Genomic DNA, 15,733 nt, shown 5'->3' with positions numbered 1-15,733 from the left:
CGGCGCAGCTCACCTGGCCGCGCGCAGCCTGCGGATCCGATCGGCCGTGGCCGGGTGGCTGGCCAGCATCCGCACCCGCCACGGCCTGCGCCGCCCGTGCTCGGCGGCCAACCAGCCGGACAGCACGTCGACCAGCGCGGGCCCGTAGCCGAACCCGGCCGCGGTCGCGTCCGCCCGGTACTCGCCCAGCCGGCTCGACCACGCCAGCAGCGGGCTGAGCAGCGGCATCAGCAGCAACCACGGGTTCAAAGCGATCAACCCGACCAGCAGGACCAGGCTCACCAGCACTGACGCCAACGCCCCCGCCGCGCTGCCGAACCGGGCGAACACCCGCCCGACCAGCAGCACCGCCCGGGTCGCCAACCCCACCAGCCAGATCGACGCCCGCGCGGGCAACTCGTACCACCACGCCAGCAGCGACACCCGCGAGTGACCGGACAGGTGGTGGCCCAACTCGTGCGCCAGGATCGCCTCCAGCGCCCGCGCGGGCAGCTCCACCGCCCGCCTGGTGACCGCGACCGTCCGGCCACCGGCCGCGAACGCGTTCAGCTCCCGCGACTGCTCGACCCACAGCACGTACCGCGCACTGTCGACCCCGGCCGTCGCGCACACCGATTCCCACAACGGCCCCAACCGGGTCATCTCCACCGTCGAGGGCCTGCGCATGTCGAACATCCCGCGCGCGAGCAGCGACTCGACCGACGGGAGGAACGTGACCGCCCCGGACAGCACCCACAGCGCGACGACCGTCCACACGACCCAGGGGGCGGCCCAGATCAACCGGGCCACCAGCGCCACCACGACCGCGCTGCTGACCAAGGCGGGCAACGCGAACAACACCCCCAACACCGCCGAGGCGTCCGGCCGCACCCCCCGCCGGGGCTCACGCGGGATCCAGGTCCCCTCCACCGCGCTCCTCACAAGATCGACAGCAGTCGCCCCAGCCTGGCGTCCACCGACCCGGCTGTCCACCCCGGGCGCCGGGTACCGCACGATGGCAATATTTCTGGAGCATTGATATGCTGTGAATCCGCTGTGCACCGCGCATTTATGGTGAATTTAACACCCATTGGGCCGCATAGCGGTAATTGATACTTTGTTTGGGAGGTCCGCGCGGACCGGGCACCCCGCCATCATGGGTTCTCCATATTCCCGACAACGATGGAGGAACCCACCCGTGAGGTTGACCAAACGCACCCTCGCCCTCTTGGGGGTGAGCGTCACCCTGGCGTCCCTGGCGTGGACGGGCACCGCGTCCGCCGACGACAACCCCACCCCACCGCCGCCGGACCACCCGCACCCGCCGTCACTGCTGTGCGCCGTCGGGTTCGACCCGCACCTGCCCAAGATGGTGATGGGCAGTTGCGTCGGCGAGGGCGCGTTCGTGCTGCAGGCGTTCTGCGCCGACCCCGGCCCGCACATCAGCTCGCCGATCCGGTTCCACGGCCAGGCCGACACCTTCGTCGCCGCCTGCGCCCACGGCCCGACCTGGGCCAAGGTGTTCGAGTTCGACGAACACGGCGGCCCGCAGAAGGAGCTCGCCGCGGCCAACGTGTAAGCGACAGGTGGGGCGCCGGGATGTCTGCTACACACCCCGGCGCCCCACCCGATTGTCCCAGTACCGCTGTCGAACGCGGCCATCCCGCTCCGTCATCCTCGCCACCGGAACCACCCCGCCCGTGAGGAGCAGCCGATGCTGACCGACGCCGACCTGCGCGCCGAGATCGTCACCCAGACAGCCCTGCTGACCAGCACGATCGCCGACGCCGACCTGCGGACCCCCGTCCCGTCCTGCCCCGGCTGGACCGTCGGCATGCTGCTGCGGCACATCGGCCACGGCCACCGCTGGGCCGCTGAGATCCTCACCACCCGCACCACGGAGCCCCTGGCCGACGCCGCTCTCCGGGACCTGACCGGCTACACGGACGAGGACCCCGCCGTCCTGTCCCCCTGGCTCACCGAAGGCGCCCACCTCCTGCACGACGCCCTCGCCGCCACACCCGCGTCAACCCCGCTCTGGAGCCCCATTCCCGGTGGCAACGCCGGGTTCTACGCCCGCCGCTTCACCCACGAAACCCTCATCCACCGCGCCGACGCCACCCTCGCCCTGCACCGCCCGTTCACCGTGACCGCCCCGGTCGCCATCGACGCGATTGACGAATGGATGGCGCTGACCACCCTCCCCGCCATCCTCGATTTCTACCCGGAACGCAAAACTCTTCTCCACCACCCCAAATCCATCTCCTATTCCGCCACCGACGCCCCCATTTCCTGGCAGGTCGACTTCTCCGGCCCCGTTTTCAGGTACACCACCCACACCACCCCCGCGACCGCCACCGTCAGCGCACCCCTCACCCTGCTCCTCTTGGACCTCTACCGGCGTCTCGCCGACCCCCTCCCCGCCACCGGCGACCAGTCCCTCGTGTCCGCCTGGCGCACCCACTCCACCTTTGGCTGACGCCCTGACTAGAGTTCCCGTGTGCTTCGTTGGCTGGATGAGCCGTGAGTGAGTACCAGTACTTCGAGTTCCTGGCGATCGACCGGCCACTGGACGATGACCAACTAGCCGAGGTCCGGTCGCTGACGACCCGGGCGAGCATCACCGCGACCAGGTTCGTCAACGAGTACCACTGGGGCGATTTCAAGGGAGACCCGCACCAGTTGATGGAGCGCCACTACGACGCGCACCTGTACCTGACCAACTGGGGCACCCACCAGGTGATGTTCCGCCTACCCCGCGACGTTGTGGACCTCGGCACCATCGAGGACTACTGCGTCGGCGACCAGGTGACCGCCTGGACCACGGACGAGTCCGTCATCCTCGACTTCACCATCGAGGAATGCCTCGACGATTTCGACTACGAACCCGAGACTTTGCTGCCCGCGATAGTCGGCGTACGCGCCGAACTCGCCGCCGGTGACCTCCGCCCCCTCTACCTCGCCTGGCTGGCCGCCTACGGCGTGTGGGAACGAAACGAAGACGCCTTCGGCCCCGAAGCCGACGACGACATCGAACCCCCCATCCCCCCAGGCTTGAACGCGCTCACCACCCCTCAACGCGCCCTAGCCGACTTCCTACACCTCGACACCGCCCTACTCACGATCGCCGCCGCCCCCTCTCAACCCCTGAACGAACGCGTGGACGCCCCCGACGACCTCGCCACCTGGATCACCCACCTCCCACCCACCGAAAAGGACCGACTCCTCACCCGAGTAGCCCAGGGCGCACCAGTCCACCTGGAACTCCTCCGCCGCTTCCACCAGGAAACAACCCCACCCACCCCCACCCCACCCCACCGAACCGTCGCCCACCTACTCGACACCACCGCCCACCACCGAGCCACCCACTAGCCAGTCACTTGGCGGTCCCCCGAATCCCATCAACTCGTCGGACAACGTCATCCACGAACCCCGGCAGAAACCCGCGCTCCCGAACAACCCACCGCTTCGCGACAACATTCGTCGGATAGATCAGGACATCGCCAACCTCCCCGTAAACAGCGATCTCCGCCCCCTGCCCGTCCTCCACCACAACCCAGCGCAGCCCACACCGCCGCACCAGGTGCTCCCCCAGCCCCAACCCAATGAGGTTGATGGTCGGATTCGGATCCAACCCAACGTTCTCCCCACCCACCCCCCACTCGTCAAGCTGGGCGTCATAAAACTCCCCCAACCACCCACCATCCCCAACGTCAACCCCCAAGTCCCCAAGAACCCCCAAATTCCCCAAAACCCACTCCCACTCCCCCTCACTCAACGGAAGCACCCCACCCGGCCGTCTCCCCCACCTAAACCAAGCCACACCCACTCCTAACGCCAACCCCGTGCACCGGAATTCGGGGCAAGCGTCCTATGTGATCGCGATACGCCACCGCCCTGATCTTCATCAGCTTGTCCTTCCGTCAGGGTTGATCCGCGCATAGCCGAGATACGGGGCGAGTGCTTTAGGCAGCACGACCGAGCCGTCCGCCTGCTGCCCCTGCTCCAGGATGGCGACGAGAGTCCGGCCGATCGGCAAGGCAGAGCCGTTGACAGTCGCGGCGTAGCCCCTCTTCCCGTCTTTGCTCTTGACGCGGATGCCCGCACGACGCGCTTGGAACGTCGAGCGATCCGAGCAACTGGAGATCTCGCGGTAGCGCTGCTGGCTGGGCAACCACACCTCGATGTCGTAGGTGAACTGCGCCGAGAAGCTGATGTCCCCCGCAGGCAACGCGACAACCCAGTAGGCGAGACCCAGGTCCTGGAGACACGCTTCGGCGTGTCCCAACATCTTCTCCAGCTCCTGGCTTGACGTCTCCGGATCGCAGAATCGCACCATCTCCACTTTGGCGAACTGGTGCTGGCGGATCAGGCCACGGGTGTCGCGTCCGTAGGAACCGGCTTCCGACCGGAAGCAAGGTGTCCACGCTGTGTAGGCGAGCGGAAGGTCGTCAGCGGCCAGCACTTCGTCCGCGTGCAGGTTGGTCAACGGGACTTCCGCGGTAGGCGTCAGGAACAGTTCCCGGTCGCCGATACCGGTCTTGAACAAGTCTTCCTCGAACTTCGGAAGCTGACCGGTACCGGTCCTCGTCTCGCGGGTAACCAGGGCGGGCAGCGAGAACTCGGTATAGCCGTGCCGTTTGGTGTGAATGTCCAGGAACAGTTGAGCGATCGCTCGCTCAAGCTGGGCGCCGACGCCTTTCGCGACGACGAACCGAGGCCCCGAGAGTTTGGTCGCCCTGGCAAAGTCGAAGATCCCGATGCGTTCACCGATGTCCACGTGATCCGCAGGCGTGAAGTCGAACGCGGGAGGCGTGCCCCACGTCCGCACCTCGACGGCAAACTCGTCCGAATCCCCGTCAGGACAGCGGTCCTCGGGCAGATTCGGCACTCCGAGCAGAAACGCCCGCAGCTCGCCCTCGACCTTCTTATGGTCCTCCTCGGCCAAGGCGATCTCAGCCTTCAGCTCACGGGCCCGTTCGACAAGACTGGAGGTGTCCTCGCCGGCTTTCCCCGCCGCACGGACCTCACCGGCGATCCGGTTGGACTCGGCGCGAGCATCGTCCCGACGTTGGATCAGGGTGCTTCGACCAGAGACCAGACTGCAGGGCACTTCCGAACCCACCAGTACCAAGCGAGGTGCCGTTGGCGATCAAGGTTCGCCGCTCCCGCAGTCGCTCGGCAGAAGATGGCGCAAACCACGAGGTCCTTTCGGACCCGTCACCACTCGTGTGCACAAGCACCCGGACTCACATCGTTCGTGACATCCGACGCCACAGCCCAGCGCATGCCCCGCACCTCACCAGGGTCCAAGCGCCTGCCCCAGCTAGAACCATGGGGGCTTGGACCCCCGAACCCGAACCAAGAATGGCGTCCGCTCCCCTCGAGCACCCACCCACACTCGCGGAGCAACCACAGTTTTGTTCAACCCCGACCCACTCACCGCAACCACAGCCGGGGGTTCGGGGGCGCGAGCCTCCCGAGCGGGGTTTGGGGTCGCACCCCCAATATGATCGCGAAACGCAAACGGCCCGCGCCCTCTGCGGGCACGGGCCACCTATGCGTGGAGCTGCGGGGAATCGAACCCCGGACCTTCTCGATGCGAACGAGACGCGCTACCAACTGCGCTACAGCCCCTTGTTCGTGCTCGCAGAGCTTAGCAGTCCTGGCGGCGGGTGCCGCGCAGGGGGTCTTATTCGCCTGCGGCGCGGCGGTAGGTGGCGGTGGGTTCGTCGAGGTCGTCGAACCAGGGGTCTTCGTCGTCGAGGGAGACGATGGTGGCGGTGGGGTGGAGGCGGGTCGGGGGGACGTGGTCGGCGACCGGGGCCTCGGTGGGGCGGGCGTGGGAGCGGCGGACGGCGGTGGCGCGGGCGGCGCGGCGTTCGCGGATGTCCTGTTCGATGCGGACTTGGCGGCGCAGGTAGGTCAGGTAGCCGACGAGGGTGGCGCCGACTAGGGCACAGGCCCACCAGAGCAGCGGGATGACGAGGCCTGCGGCGACGCCGGTGCCGATGGCGGCGAGCAGCATGAGGACGACCACGCGCTGCCGGAAGGCGTACTTGGCGCGGGCGGAGCGGGCGGCGGCGTCGGGGTCGTAGCCGCCGCGGCCGGGGCGGTAGCGGGGGGTGTCGACCTCGTCGTACTCGGGGTCGTCGTACTCGGGCTCGGGGTCGAAAGACGCGTCGGGCTCCACGGCGGCTTCCTCCCGGGGCTGGGCACCGCTGCGGACGACGCGGGCGGCGAGCGCGGTGTCGGTGGTCCGGGCCACCTCTTGGCGCTTGCGCACGACCATCGGTACGAGGACGACGAGCCAGGCCACGACCAACCCGACCACGATCAGCGAACTCGGCATGGTCCCGTCACCTCCCCCTGCTCAGCGGCGTCCTGGTGATCGCCACGTTAGTCACAACAGTCACACGTGCGGCGGAGGCGCGCCGACCTCCGCCGCACGGGGTTACCCGATCGGGTAGTTCGCTTGTGGACCGTTCCCCGTAACGGGGGTGATCAAACTTCACCCGGGGAAAACATGAATCCGACTACGGCCGGGTGGCCAGTCCGGCCGCGACCAGCCGGGACACCAGGCCACCCGGGGCGTCCTCTGTGGTCAGAGCGAGGCACAGGTGGTCGCGCCAGCCACCCGCGACGTCGAGGTAGCGGCGGAACAGGCCCTCCTCGCGGAACCCCAGCTTGGCCAGCACGCGCAGGCTGGGCGCGTTCTCCGGCCGGACGGTGGCCTCGACCCGGTGCAGGCCGCCGACGGTGAAGCAGTGGTCGACGACCAGGGCGGACGCCGCGGTGGCCACTCCCCCGCCGACCGCGTCGGTGGCCACCCAGTAGCCGACCCAGGCCGAGCAGAGCGACCCGCGCACCACGTTGCCGACGGTGACCTGACCGGCGAACCGGCCGTCCACGGTGATCACGAACGGCAGCGACATGCCGCGCCGGGCCAGGGCGCGCAGGGTGGACCACTGGCTGAACCAGGCGGTCGGCGCGTTGCGCTCGGCCCAGTCGCCGGGCGCGGTGGGTTCCCAGTTCTCCAGGTAGTCGCGGTCGCGCATCCGGATGCGGCTCCAGGCGCGGCCGTCGGTGAGCCGGGGACCGCGCAGTTCCACCACACCCGCGGCGACCTGGAGCGGGCCGAGGCGGGCAGGCCAGCCGGGGTGCCTGCCCGCGTACGGGGGGCTAGCCACGCTGGGCGAGGAACATGACCTGGACTTGCTCGCCGACCGAGACCTCGGTGGTGTCCTCGTCGACGACGATGAGGCAGTTGGCCTCGGCGAGCGAGGCGAGCAGATGGGAGCCGGACATGCCGAGCGGCTGCACCAGGTACTCGTTGGTGTCCTCGTCGCGTAGCAGTTGCCCGCGCAGGTAGCCCCGTCGAGCTTTGGTGGAGGTGATCGGTGACAGGAGGCTGGCGGAAACCACCCGGCGATGGGGTTGTTTGCCCTGGACGGTCCGGATGAGCGGGCGCACCAACACCTCGAACACGACCAGCGCGCTCATCGGGTTGCCGGGCAGCAGGAACGTGGGAGTGGCGTCCGGGCCGAGCCTGCCGTAGCCCTGCACGGAGCCGGGGTGCATGGCGACCCGGGTGAGGTCCAAGTCACCGAGGTCGCGTAGGGCGGAACGGACCTCGTTGCCGATCTCGCCCGCGACACCACCGGAGATGAGCACGATCTCGGACAGCAGCAGCCTACTCTCGATCGTCTCGCGCAACCGTCGCGTGTCGGTGGAGACGATGCCGACGCGGATGACATCGGCTCCGGTATCGCGGGCGGCCGCGGATAGCGCGTACGAGTTCACGTCGTAGACCTGTCCCTGGCCGGGGGCTCGGTCGACGTCCACGAGTTCATCGCCGAGGGAGATAACCGAGACCCGCGGCCGCGGGTACACAAGAACCTTCGACCGGCCCACCGCGGCGAGTAGACCCACCTGCGCTGAGCCGATCACCGAGTTTCGGCGCACGGCGACGTCACCGGTCTGCACGTCCTCACCGGTCCGCCGGACGTAGGCGGCCGACGGCACGGGTTGGTTGACGGTGACGCGGGCGTGGTGGCCATCGGTATAACCGACCGGGACTACCGCGTCGGCCAGGGTGGGCAGCGGTGCTCCTGTCGCCACGCGCACCGCTTGCCCTGGTTGAAGCCTGCGTGGTTGGCGAGACCCGGACGCGATCTCACCGACGACCGGTAGCACTACCGGCTCGGCGCCCTGGGTGTCGACGCTGCGCACGGCGTAACCGTCCACGGCAGCCTGATCGAACCCGGGCAGGGCGCGCTCCGCCACGATCTCTTCGGCGCAGAGCAGCCCCTGCGACTCGGAGATGGCGACCCGCACGGGGGCGGGCCGGACCGCGGCAGCCAGTGCCCTGGCGAGTTGCTCGTCGACTGACCTCATCCGGTTTACCTTGGTTTCGTCCGCTGTTCTCGGCTACTCGGAACCGACCCGGTCCCGCAGCCACCCGCGCAGGCTCGGCCCATACTCCGGGTGCTCGAGCGCGAAGTCCACGGCGGCACGCAGGAACCCACCCGGATTCCCCAGGTCATGGCGCCCACCTCGGTGCACGACCACGTGCACGGGGTGGCCCTCGGCGATCAGCAGCGCGATCGCGTCGGTCAACTGGAGTTCACCACCGGCGCCCGGGGTGATCCGCTTGAGCGCGTCGAAGATCGCCCGGTCGAGTAGGTAGCGGCCCGCGGCGGCGAAGGTCGACGGGGCCTCATCCGCCGGGGGCTTCTCCACCATGCCGTTGACCTTCTTGACGTCGTCGTCATCGGTCTCCTCGACGTCGAAGACGCCGTAGGCGGAGATCTCCGCGCGCGGGATGTCGAACGCGCACAGGACGGAACCGCCCTTCTCCGCGCGGACGGCGGCCATCCGGGCGAGCACACCGGTGGGCAGCACGAGGTCGTCGGGCAGCAGCACCGCGACGGCCTCGTCCTCCGGCCGCAGGTTCGGCTCGGCGCAGCCGACAGCGTGACCGAGACCCAGCGCCTGTTCCTGAATGGCTGTCTCCACCGAGAGCAGGTTGGGGGCACGCCGGACCTTCTCCAGCAGCTCCGTCTTACCACGGTCCTCGAGGGTCTTCTCCAGCTCCGGGCGGGGCTGGAAGTACTGCGCCACAGCGTCCTTTCCCGGCGAGGTGACGATGATCAGCCTGGTGGCACCCGCCTCGGCGGCCTCCTTCGCGACGTACTCGATGCCGGGGGTGTCCACCACCGGCAGCAGTTCCTTGGGCACGGCCTTGGTGGTGGGCAGGAACCTGGTGCCCAGTCCCGCCGCGGGCACGATGGCGGCGGTGAATGCGGTCGACGCGCTCATGGACATGCAGCCTAACCTCGACGTGTGGCAGGCCCGGGTAATGATCTCGACGCGACGCGCGCGTGGACCAAGGACCAGTGGCGGCGAGCACTGCTCGCCGAACGGCGCCGGGTGCCCGCGAGCGTCCGGTTCGCCGAGGCGATGCAGCTCACGGGCCTGCTCACCAGTGGCAGGGTGGTCGGCCGGGGACAGACGTTGTGCGCGTACGTGCCGATCGGGTCGGAGCCGGGGTCGGTGCAGATGCTCGACGAGGTGGCCGACCACGGAGTGCGGATACTCCTGCCCATCGTCACCGGGCCGGGGCCGCTGGACTGGGCGTGGTACGACGGTCGGGAGTACCTGCGGCCGGGTCCGTTCGGGCTGTACCAACCGATCGGGGAGCGGTTGGGGGAGACGGCGCTGCGGATCGCGGACGTGGTGCTGGTGCCCGCGTTGGCGGTCGACCGGTACGGGACCCGCCTGGGTCGCGGCGCCGGGTACTACGACCGGTCGCTGTCGCTGGCGGCACCGGACACGCCGTTGGTCGCCGTGGTGCGCGATCCGGAGGTGTTCGACCGGCTGCCCGCCGAACGGCACGACGTGACGATGACGGGGGTGCTCACCCCGGGTCGCGGATTGCTGCGCCTGTACTGACGGTGTGTGACTTCGCACCGGAACATTTGCGCTCCGCACACGCGTTACCGCAGAATCGGTTGGCACTCTGTCCGGCGGAGTGCCAAGTGCGACAAGGGAGCCCAGTCCGTGCCCACGTACCAGTACGCCTGTACGGCATGCGAGCACCGCTTCGAGGCGGTGCAGTCGTTCACCGACTCCGCGCTGTCGGAGTGCCCGGAGTGCTCGGGCCGCCTGCGCAAGCTCTACGGCTCGGTCGGGGTTGTCTTCAAGGGCAGCGGCTTCTACCGCAACGACAGCCGGTCCGGTTCGTCGAGCGGCACCCCGGCCGCGACGCCGTCGACCACGAAGACCGAGTCCGGGTCGAAGTCGGACTCGCCCGCTCCGGCGACGGCGACCTCGTCTTCGTCGGGTTCCTCATCCGCGTCGACGTCCTCGTCTTCGTCTTCGTCGTCGACCGCCACGGCCAAGGCGTCGTAGGTTACCGACGAGTTATCCACAATGCCCGGGGTTGTCCACGGCCGCGATCCCGGGCCCCCGCTGGGCGCGCAATCCTCCTAACGTCGAGGTCAGACCCGATCTGACCAGGAGGAACCGTGATCACCCCGCGTCTACCCCGTTCGCTGCCGCACGCCATGACCGTGCGCCGGGCGCTGGCCGCCGTGCTCGTGCTCGCCGCCGTGGTGGTGGCCTGCCAACCTCCGCGCGCGGAGGCCTCGGTGCCGCTGCTCGTGGCCGTGCGACCGCTGGCACCCGGCGTCGCGTTGACTGCGACCGATGTCCGGGTGGTGCGGGCACCACCGGATCTACGGCCACCGTCCGCACTGTCCGAGCCGCGTGAGGTTGTCGCGCGCATACCCGCCGGAGCTATCGGCGAGGGTGAGGCCGTCACGTCGGTCCGCCTTGTCGGCGCGGAGAACCTCTTAGCGACAGCAGGGTCGGATGCCGCCGCTGTACCCGTGCGGGTGGCCGACACTGAACTGCTCTACCCGGGTGCCCATGTCGACGTGGTGACCGCTGATCACGTCGTGCTCGCCCGGGACGCGATGGTGGTGACGGTGCGCCCGTCAGACGACGGTGGCCTGGCCGTACTCGCCTTACCCAGGGCCGCGGCGGCGGAGGTAGCGGCGACGGCATTGACCGCGCAGGTAGCGGTTACGCTCCGGTAGCCCAACGCCCCCGGACGGTGACGAGCACACCGTCCCACCCCCGAGAATGGAGCGCACACGTGCTGAAGGGCTTCAAGGACTTCCTGATGCGCGGCAACGTCATCGACCTCGCGGTCGCCGTGATCATCGGCGCCGCGTTCACCACCATCGTCACGTCCTTCACCGACGGCCTGATCAAACCGCTGATCAACTCGGCCGGTGGCACGCACGCCGCCGACGGCCTCGGCTTCCGCGTCATCGGCGGCAACCCGTCGACGTTCCTGGACTTCGGCTCGGTGATCAACTCGGCGGTCAACTTCCTGATCGTCGCCGCGATCGTGTACTTCGTCATCGTGCTGCCGGTCAAGCACATCCAGGACCGCCGCAAGCGCGGCGAGGAGCCCGGCCCGGCCGAGCCCACCGACGTCGAGCTGCTCACCGAGATCCGCGACCTGCTCCGCCAGCAGCAGAACCGCTGAGTCCGGTCCGGCGTGGGCCACCCGCACCGGTGGCCCCGCCGCGCCCGGGGACGGCGGCCCGGTCAGCCACCGTGGTGAGGTGGGCGGTTGCGCAGGTACCAGTCGTCCGGGGTGGCCGCGGGGGTCGTCGGGTCGCGCTCGTCGGCGGTGGTGTCCGGGAGGACGTCGCCGAAGATCTCGTCGAGGGTGGGGCGGCGGCGCTTGGCGGGCTCACCGGCCTCAGGTGCGTTCGACTGGGGGGCAGGTCCGGCCGAGGCCCCCGAGCCCTCGGGGGTGTGGGGGTCGGGCGAGACCGGTGTGGTGGGCATGGGCCTCAGTTCGTGTCGAGGCCGGACAGCTCGCCGATGACGTAGGGCACGAGGGAGGACAGGGTCGCCATGCCGTCGCGGACGGCGCTGCGGGAGCCCGCGAGGTTGACCACGAGGGTGCTGCCGGAGACACCGACCAGGCCACGGGAGACGCCGGCGTCCACGGCGCCCGCGGCGAGGCCGGAGGAGCGGAGGGCCTCGGCGATGCCGGGGATCGGGCGGTCCAGCACGCCCTGGGTGGCGTCGGGGGTGACGTCGCGCGGGGAAACGCCGGTGCCGCCGACGGTGACGACCAAGTCGGCGCCGCCGATGACGGCGGTGTTGAGCGCGTTGCGGATGGCCACGGTCTCGCCCTCGACGGTGACGACGCCGTCGACGATGAAGCCCGCCTCCTCCAGCAGCTCGGTCACCAGGGGGCCGACGGTGTCCTCGTGCTCGCCGTGGGCGACCCGGTCGTCGACGATCACGATCAGAGCCCGGCCAAGCCGCTGCGCGCTGCGTTCCATGGGGCTCACCGTAGTCGTCGGAACCACCGAGAGCCGCCGGAGGGCGGTGCTGTCAGTCACTGTTCACCACCTGAGCGCGCACGGCCCGATCAAGCGAAGCTGACCGACAACAGGAAGGCCAGATACAACGCGACAGCCACCATCGCCGTCCGGTTCAACACGATCCGCTCCGCCCCGAGGGCGTATTCCAGGCACACCGCGCCGAGCACTATCCACACCGCCGGGTGCGCCCAGTGCACGAAGAACGCGTGCGTCCCGGACAGCCCGTCGGTGCGGATGGTCAGCACCGTCGCCTGGAGCACCGCCACCCCGACGCACACCGCGGCGGCGAGCACGCCCAGCGGCAGCCGCACCGGTCCGCGCAGCGTGTGCCGGACCCGGCGCAGCGACGTCGCCATCGAAGCCATAGCCCCATTGTCACGGCTGCGAGGCCGCGTTGTCGCGGGAGAACGCCTGCTGGTAGATCACAATTCGCGATCCTGCCGCTGTTCTGGAGTCAATTGTGCCGCTACCACCGTGCAAAGTGCAGTTCGCAATGCCGTTACTGGGTTGCGAAGTCCGGACCAGACACTCGACGGGGGCCGAACGGAGTATCGCCAACTGTAGCCCATCCCGCCACACCGTCCACTACAACCGGTGACGAAAACGGCCACGGAGAGCGAATATGACGTCCCTTCAACGATTTGCCAGGTTGACCTGAGTGGACAGTCAGCTCGGGCCCCGACCGGAACTGGGAGCGCTACCAGTCCCGTGCACCGGCACCGGCCGTCCGCCGAGTCGTCGTACCGTGATCCGGCGAGCGCATTACCGGAAATCCTCCCCGGTATCCGGGAATGGAGATGTCGGGACACCGAGCGGACCGGGTGCCGCTTTTCCGAGGTCCGCCTTCGACAATTCACACCGAACCGTTTGACGAACTGGTGATGAACCACCGGGACGCGGCTCTCGGTCGCGAGGGCGGGGGTGTCGGGCTTGCCGCCGACCCGATCTCGGGCCGAACTCCGCGACCCGTTCCGGTGGCCGATCTTGTCGCCGGCATTGTTGGTGATCTTGTCGGTGGTCGCGGCTAGGGTGTGCATTCGGGGGCTCGGAGCGGGTTGATCATGCTTGGGCGCGGTAGCCGATTTTGTCGGTGGGTCTGTTTAGGCTGTGCATTCGGGGGCTTTGTTCTCGGTTGATCTTGGTGTGAGGGGTCTCTGGGCCTCGGCTGCGCCTCGGGGTTCGGCCTGGTCGCCTTCGGCGACGCCGGCCTCGGGCGCCAGATGACGCGGCTGCGCCCGCTGGGGTGAACTTGTTTTGTGTGGGGCCCCTACGGCAACCGCACGGTAAGGCTAAAAGGCGGGGCCACTGGAAAGCGTGGCCTTCCCCGCCAGCCAGCTTCGCGGTCACCGTCCCCCCACACAAAACAAGTCCACCCCAGCGGGCGGTTGGTGTCGGCGGGTCCCGAGGCGCGCGGGGCCGGTTGGTGGGCTTCGTCGATGGGGCTGGGGGTTTTGGGGCGCGCGGGTGGGGTGGGTTTCGACGGTCCTGTGCTTGGACGACCAGGAGCCGCAGCGGGCGGTGAGGGGATTGCCGTCCGCGTGCGGCTTCTGGGGCGGGCTCCCGACGGGGGAGCCCGGTCCGGTTCGGGGGCAGCGAACCGGGGTTGGTCTCGGGCGCTGGGCGCCCGAGCGTCGTTGGGCTAGTGGCTAGTTGGTCGTCACTGGCTGGCCGCCGAGGGTGGCTTGGACGGTGCGGTTGTCCTGGAGGGTCAGGGTGACCTTGTCGCCGGGGGCCAGGGCTCGGACGGCGGCGACGAGGGCGTCGGAGGTGTCGATTCGGCGGTCGTTGAGCTTGGTGACCACGTCGCCCTGTTTGAGGCCTGCCTTCTCACCTGCGCCGCCTGCGACGATGTCGGCGATGAGGGCGCCGCCGTTGTCGTTGTCGCGGACGGAGACGCCGAGCACGGTTTGGGTGGCCTTGCCGGTTTTGACGATCTCGTCCGCGGTGCGCCGGGCCTGGTCGATCGGGATGGCGAAGCCGATGCCGACCGAGCCAGCCGACGCCTCGCCGGACTGGGGGCTGTAGATGGCCGAGTTGATGCCGATGACCTGGCCCTGCATGTTGACCAGCGGGCCGCCCGAGTTGCCCGGGTTGATCGCGGCGTCGGTCTGGATGGCGTCCATGACCGTGGTCTGGCTGCCGCTGTCGCCACCCGCGCGGGTCGGGCGGTGCAGCGAGCTGACGATGCCGGAAGTCACGGTGCCGGACAGTTCGAACGGCGAGCCGACGGCGACCACGGCCTGGCCGACCCGCAGGTCGTCGGAGCGGCCGAGTTCGGATACCTGCAGGCCGCTCACGCCCTGCGCCTTGACCACGGCCACGTCCGATGTGGGGTCACGCCCGACGACGGTGGCGGTGGCGGTCTTGCCGTCCTGGAACACGGCCTGGATCTGACCGCCGTCCGCCGCGACCTCGACGACGTGGTTGTTGGTGACGATCAGCCCGTCCGCGCTGATCACGAACCCCGAGCCCTCACCGGCGGCCGAGCGGCCGCGCACCTGCAACTGGACGACGGTCGGCAGCACCTTCTGGGCGACCGACTCGACGGACCCCGCCGTGGCGGACCCGGTCTGCTTCGCGGGCGGCTGCGCGTCGAGCGCGGTCGACGAGGAGCCACCGGTCTTGTCGTGGTTGGCACTGAGCAGCCCACCCGCCACACCCGCGCCACCCCCGACGAGCAGCGCGAGCACGGTCACCCCCACGACAAACCCGGTGCGCCTCGGCTCCCGCCGCTGCTGCGGCGGGAACTGCTGAGTCCCCGCCGCGCCGTAGTACGCGGTGCCGGAAACCCCGCCGGTGTCGTACCGCGGCTGTCCGGCCGCACCGCCGAAGGTGGCGTGCTGTCCCGTGTCACCCGCCTGGTGGCTCGGGCCGAGGCCGTAGAGAGCCTGTTGTTCGGGCGCCCCGGCCTGGCCTGCGCCATGGTGCGCCTGCTCACCGGAGTACTGGCCGGAGTGGCCTACTTCCGGCTGGGAAGCGGCGCCGTGCGGCGTCGGACCCGTGACCGAGCCGTGGGCGGTCTCCGGCTGAGTGCTGCCCGCGCCGTGGACGGTCGGCTGGTCGCCGGTGTGCCGGCTCGTGGCGAAGCCGCTCGGCTGCCCGGTCCAGGTCTGGTTGGGGGTCTGGTCGGAAGCTCCGGCCCCCGACGCGGCGAGGCCCTGCTCCTCGCGCGCCGGGGTGCCGGCCTCCGGACGGACGGGGCCCTGTTCCCCGTCCGGCGTCCGATCGCCCGACTGCCCGGCGGCCGCGTTGGCGCCTCGGGCTGACCACGGGCTGATGTGTCCTGCCTGGTCATCGGGTCCGTTCTCCGTCATGTGCACCACCTTGCGCGTCGCGAC

At 69.5% G+C, this 15,733-nt stretch carries 18 protein-coding genes and 1 tRNA gene; 7 read left to right on the top strand and 12 right to left on the bottom strand.

The features are described 5' to 3' along the window. Positions 1–9: 9 nt before the first annotated feature. Complete coding sequence (locus H504_RS0110535; protein ID WP_084467528.1) at positions 10–909, bottom strand: M48 family metalloprotease; 900 nt, start codon at positions 907–909, stop codon at positions 10–12. A 268-nt stretch (positions 910–1,177) separates the two neighbouring features. On the opposite strand from H504_RS0110535, the gene H504_RS0110530 reads away from it, so the two are divergent. The 3 genes from H504_RS0110530 to H504_RS34390 all read left to right on the top strand — a co-directional run bounded on the left by H504_RS0110530 (position 1,178) and on the right by H504_RS34390 (position 3,351). Beyond that, positions 1,178–1,558 carry a hypothetical protein gene (locus tag H504_RS0110530; RefSeq protein ID WP_026422740.1) on the top strand — a complete coding sequence of 127 codons (381 nt, stop codon included), beginning with the start codon at positions 1,178–1,180 and terminating at the stop codon, positions 1,556–1,558. Positions 1,559–1,693: 135 nt separating this feature from the next. Continuing rightward, a complete protein-coding gene (locus tag H504_RS0110525; RefSeq protein ID WP_026422739.1) occupies positions 1,694–2,458 on the top strand; it encodes a maleylpyruvate isomerase family mycothiol-dependent enzyme in 765 nt (254 codons plus the stop codon). Positions 2,459–2,502: 44 nt separating this feature from the next. Continuing rightward, the gene (locus tag H504_RS34390) at positions 2,503–3,351 is read left to right on the top strand and encodes a hypothetical protein (protein ID WP_051385707.1); all 849 of its coding nucleotides are present in this window, start codon (positions 2,503–2,505) and stop codon (positions 3,349–3,351) included. A 4-nt stretch (positions 3,352–3,355) separates the two neighbouring features. Here H504_RS34390 and H504_RS0110515 read toward each other — a convergent pair whose 3' ends face one another. The 7 genes from H504_RS0110515 to H504_RS0110485 form a co-directional block, all read right to left on the bottom strand. Continuing rightward, positions 3,356–3,757, bottom strand: coding sequence for a DUF3806 domain-containing protein (locus tag H504_RS0110515; protein WP_169735367.1), 402 nt, complete (start codon positions 3,755–3,757; stop codon positions 3,356–3,358). 129 nt (positions 3,758–3,886) lie between these two features. Beyond that, complete coding sequence (gene serS, locus H504_RS34385; RefSeq protein WP_245614174.1) at positions 3,887–5,104, bottom strand: serine--tRNA ligase; 1,218 nt, start codon at positions 5,102–5,104, stop codon at positions 3,887–3,889. Between the two features lie 439 nt (positions 5,105–5,543). Beyond that, positions 5,544–5,616, bottom strand: a tRNA-Ala gene (locus H504_RS0110505). 55 nt (positions 5,617–5,671) lie between these two features. Beyond that, positions 5,672–6,331, bottom strand: a complete 660-nt coding sequence (sepX, locus tag H504_RS0110500) for a divisome protein SepX/GlpR (protein WP_026422737.1) — start codon at positions 6,329–6,331, stop codon at positions 5,672–5,674. A 184-nt stretch (positions 6,332–6,515) separates the two neighbouring features. After that, a complete protein-coding gene (locus H504_RS0110495; RefSeq protein WP_026422736.1) occupies positions 6,516–7,169 on the bottom strand; it encodes a GNAT family N-acetyltransferase in 654 nt (217 codons plus the stop codon). Continuing rightward, a complete protein-coding gene (gene glp / locus H504_RS0110490) occupies positions 7,162–8,376 on the bottom strand; it encodes a molybdotransferase-like divisome protein Glp (protein ID WP_026422735.1) in 1,215 nt (404 codons plus the stop codon). Before glp ends, H504_RS0110495 begins: the two co-directional genes overlap by 8 nt. A gap of 33 nt (positions 8,377–8,409) precedes the next feature. Beyond that, complete coding sequence (locus tag H504_RS0110485; protein ID WP_425394050.1) at positions 8,410–9,300, bottom strand: UTP--glucose-1-phosphate uridylyltransferase; 891 nt, start codon at positions 9,298–9,300, stop codon at positions 8,410–8,412. Between the two features lie 24 nt (positions 9,301–9,324). On the opposite strand from H504_RS0110485, the gene H504_RS0110480 reads away from it, so the two are divergent. From H504_RS0110480 to mscL, 4 genes are all read left to right on the top strand, one after another. Beyond that, positions 9,325–9,933, top strand: coding sequence for a 5-formyltetrahydrofolate cyclo-ligase (locus tag H504_RS0110480; protein WP_026422733.1), 609 nt, complete (start codon positions 9,325–9,327; stop codon positions 9,931–9,933). Positions 9,934–10,041: 108 nt separating this feature from the next. Beyond that, the gene (locus H504_RS44010) at positions 10,042–10,392 is read left to right on the top strand and encodes an FmdB family zinc ribbon protein (protein ID WP_084467526.1); all 351 of its coding nucleotides are present in this window, start codon (positions 10,042–10,044) and stop codon (positions 10,390–10,392) included. A 116-nt stretch (positions 10,393–10,508) separates the two neighbouring features. Continuing rightward, positions 10,509–11,081, top strand: coding sequence for an SAF domain-containing protein (locus tag H504_RS0110470; protein WP_026422731.1), 573 nt, complete (start codon positions 10,509–10,511; stop codon positions 11,079–11,081). A gap of 59 nt (positions 11,082–11,140) precedes the next feature. Beyond that, complete coding sequence (mscL, locus tag H504_RS0110465) at positions 11,141–11,539, top strand: large-conductance mechanosensitive channel protein MscL (protein ID WP_026422730.1); 399 nt, start codon at positions 11,141–11,143, stop codon at positions 11,537–11,539. 62 nt (positions 11,540–11,601) lie between these two features. Here the strand turns inward: mscL and H504_RS34380 are convergent, their stop codons facing one another. From H504_RS34380 to H504_RS41020, 4 genes are all read right to left on the bottom strand, one after another. Continuing rightward, positions 11,602–11,847, bottom strand: coding sequence for a hypothetical protein (locus H504_RS34380; protein ID WP_035303933.1), 246 nt, complete (start codon positions 11,845–11,847; stop codon positions 11,602–11,604). A 5-nt stretch (positions 11,848–11,852) separates the two neighbouring features. After that, on the bottom strand, positions 11,853–12,353 hold the full coding sequence (locus H504_RS0110455) for a MogA/MoaB family molybdenum cofactor biosynthesis protein (RefSeq protein WP_035303932.1): 501 nt from the start codon (positions 12,351–12,353) through the stop codon (positions 11,853–11,855). 89 nt (positions 12,354–12,442) lie between these two features. After that, on the bottom strand, positions 12,443–12,760 hold the full coding sequence (locus tag H504_RS0110450) for a hypothetical protein (protein WP_026422728.1): 318 nt from the start codon (positions 12,758–12,760) through the stop codon (positions 12,443–12,445). Between the two features lie 1,281 nt (positions 12,761–14,041). Next, positions 14,042–15,709, bottom strand: a complete 1,668-nt coding sequence (locus H504_RS41020) for a S1C family serine protease (protein ID WP_157440331.1) — start codon at positions 15,707–15,709, stop codon at positions 14,042–14,044. Between the last annotated feature and the right edge of the window lie 24 nt (positions 15,710–15,733).

Origin of the sequence: Actinokineospora inagensis DSM 44258 (assembly GCF_000482865.1) — a bacterium.
GTDB lineage: Bacteria > Actinomycetota > Actinomycetes > Mycobacteriales > Pseudonocardiaceae > Actinokineospora > Actinokineospora inagensis.
This window is presented reverse-complemented; position numbering and strand designations above follow the sequence as displayed.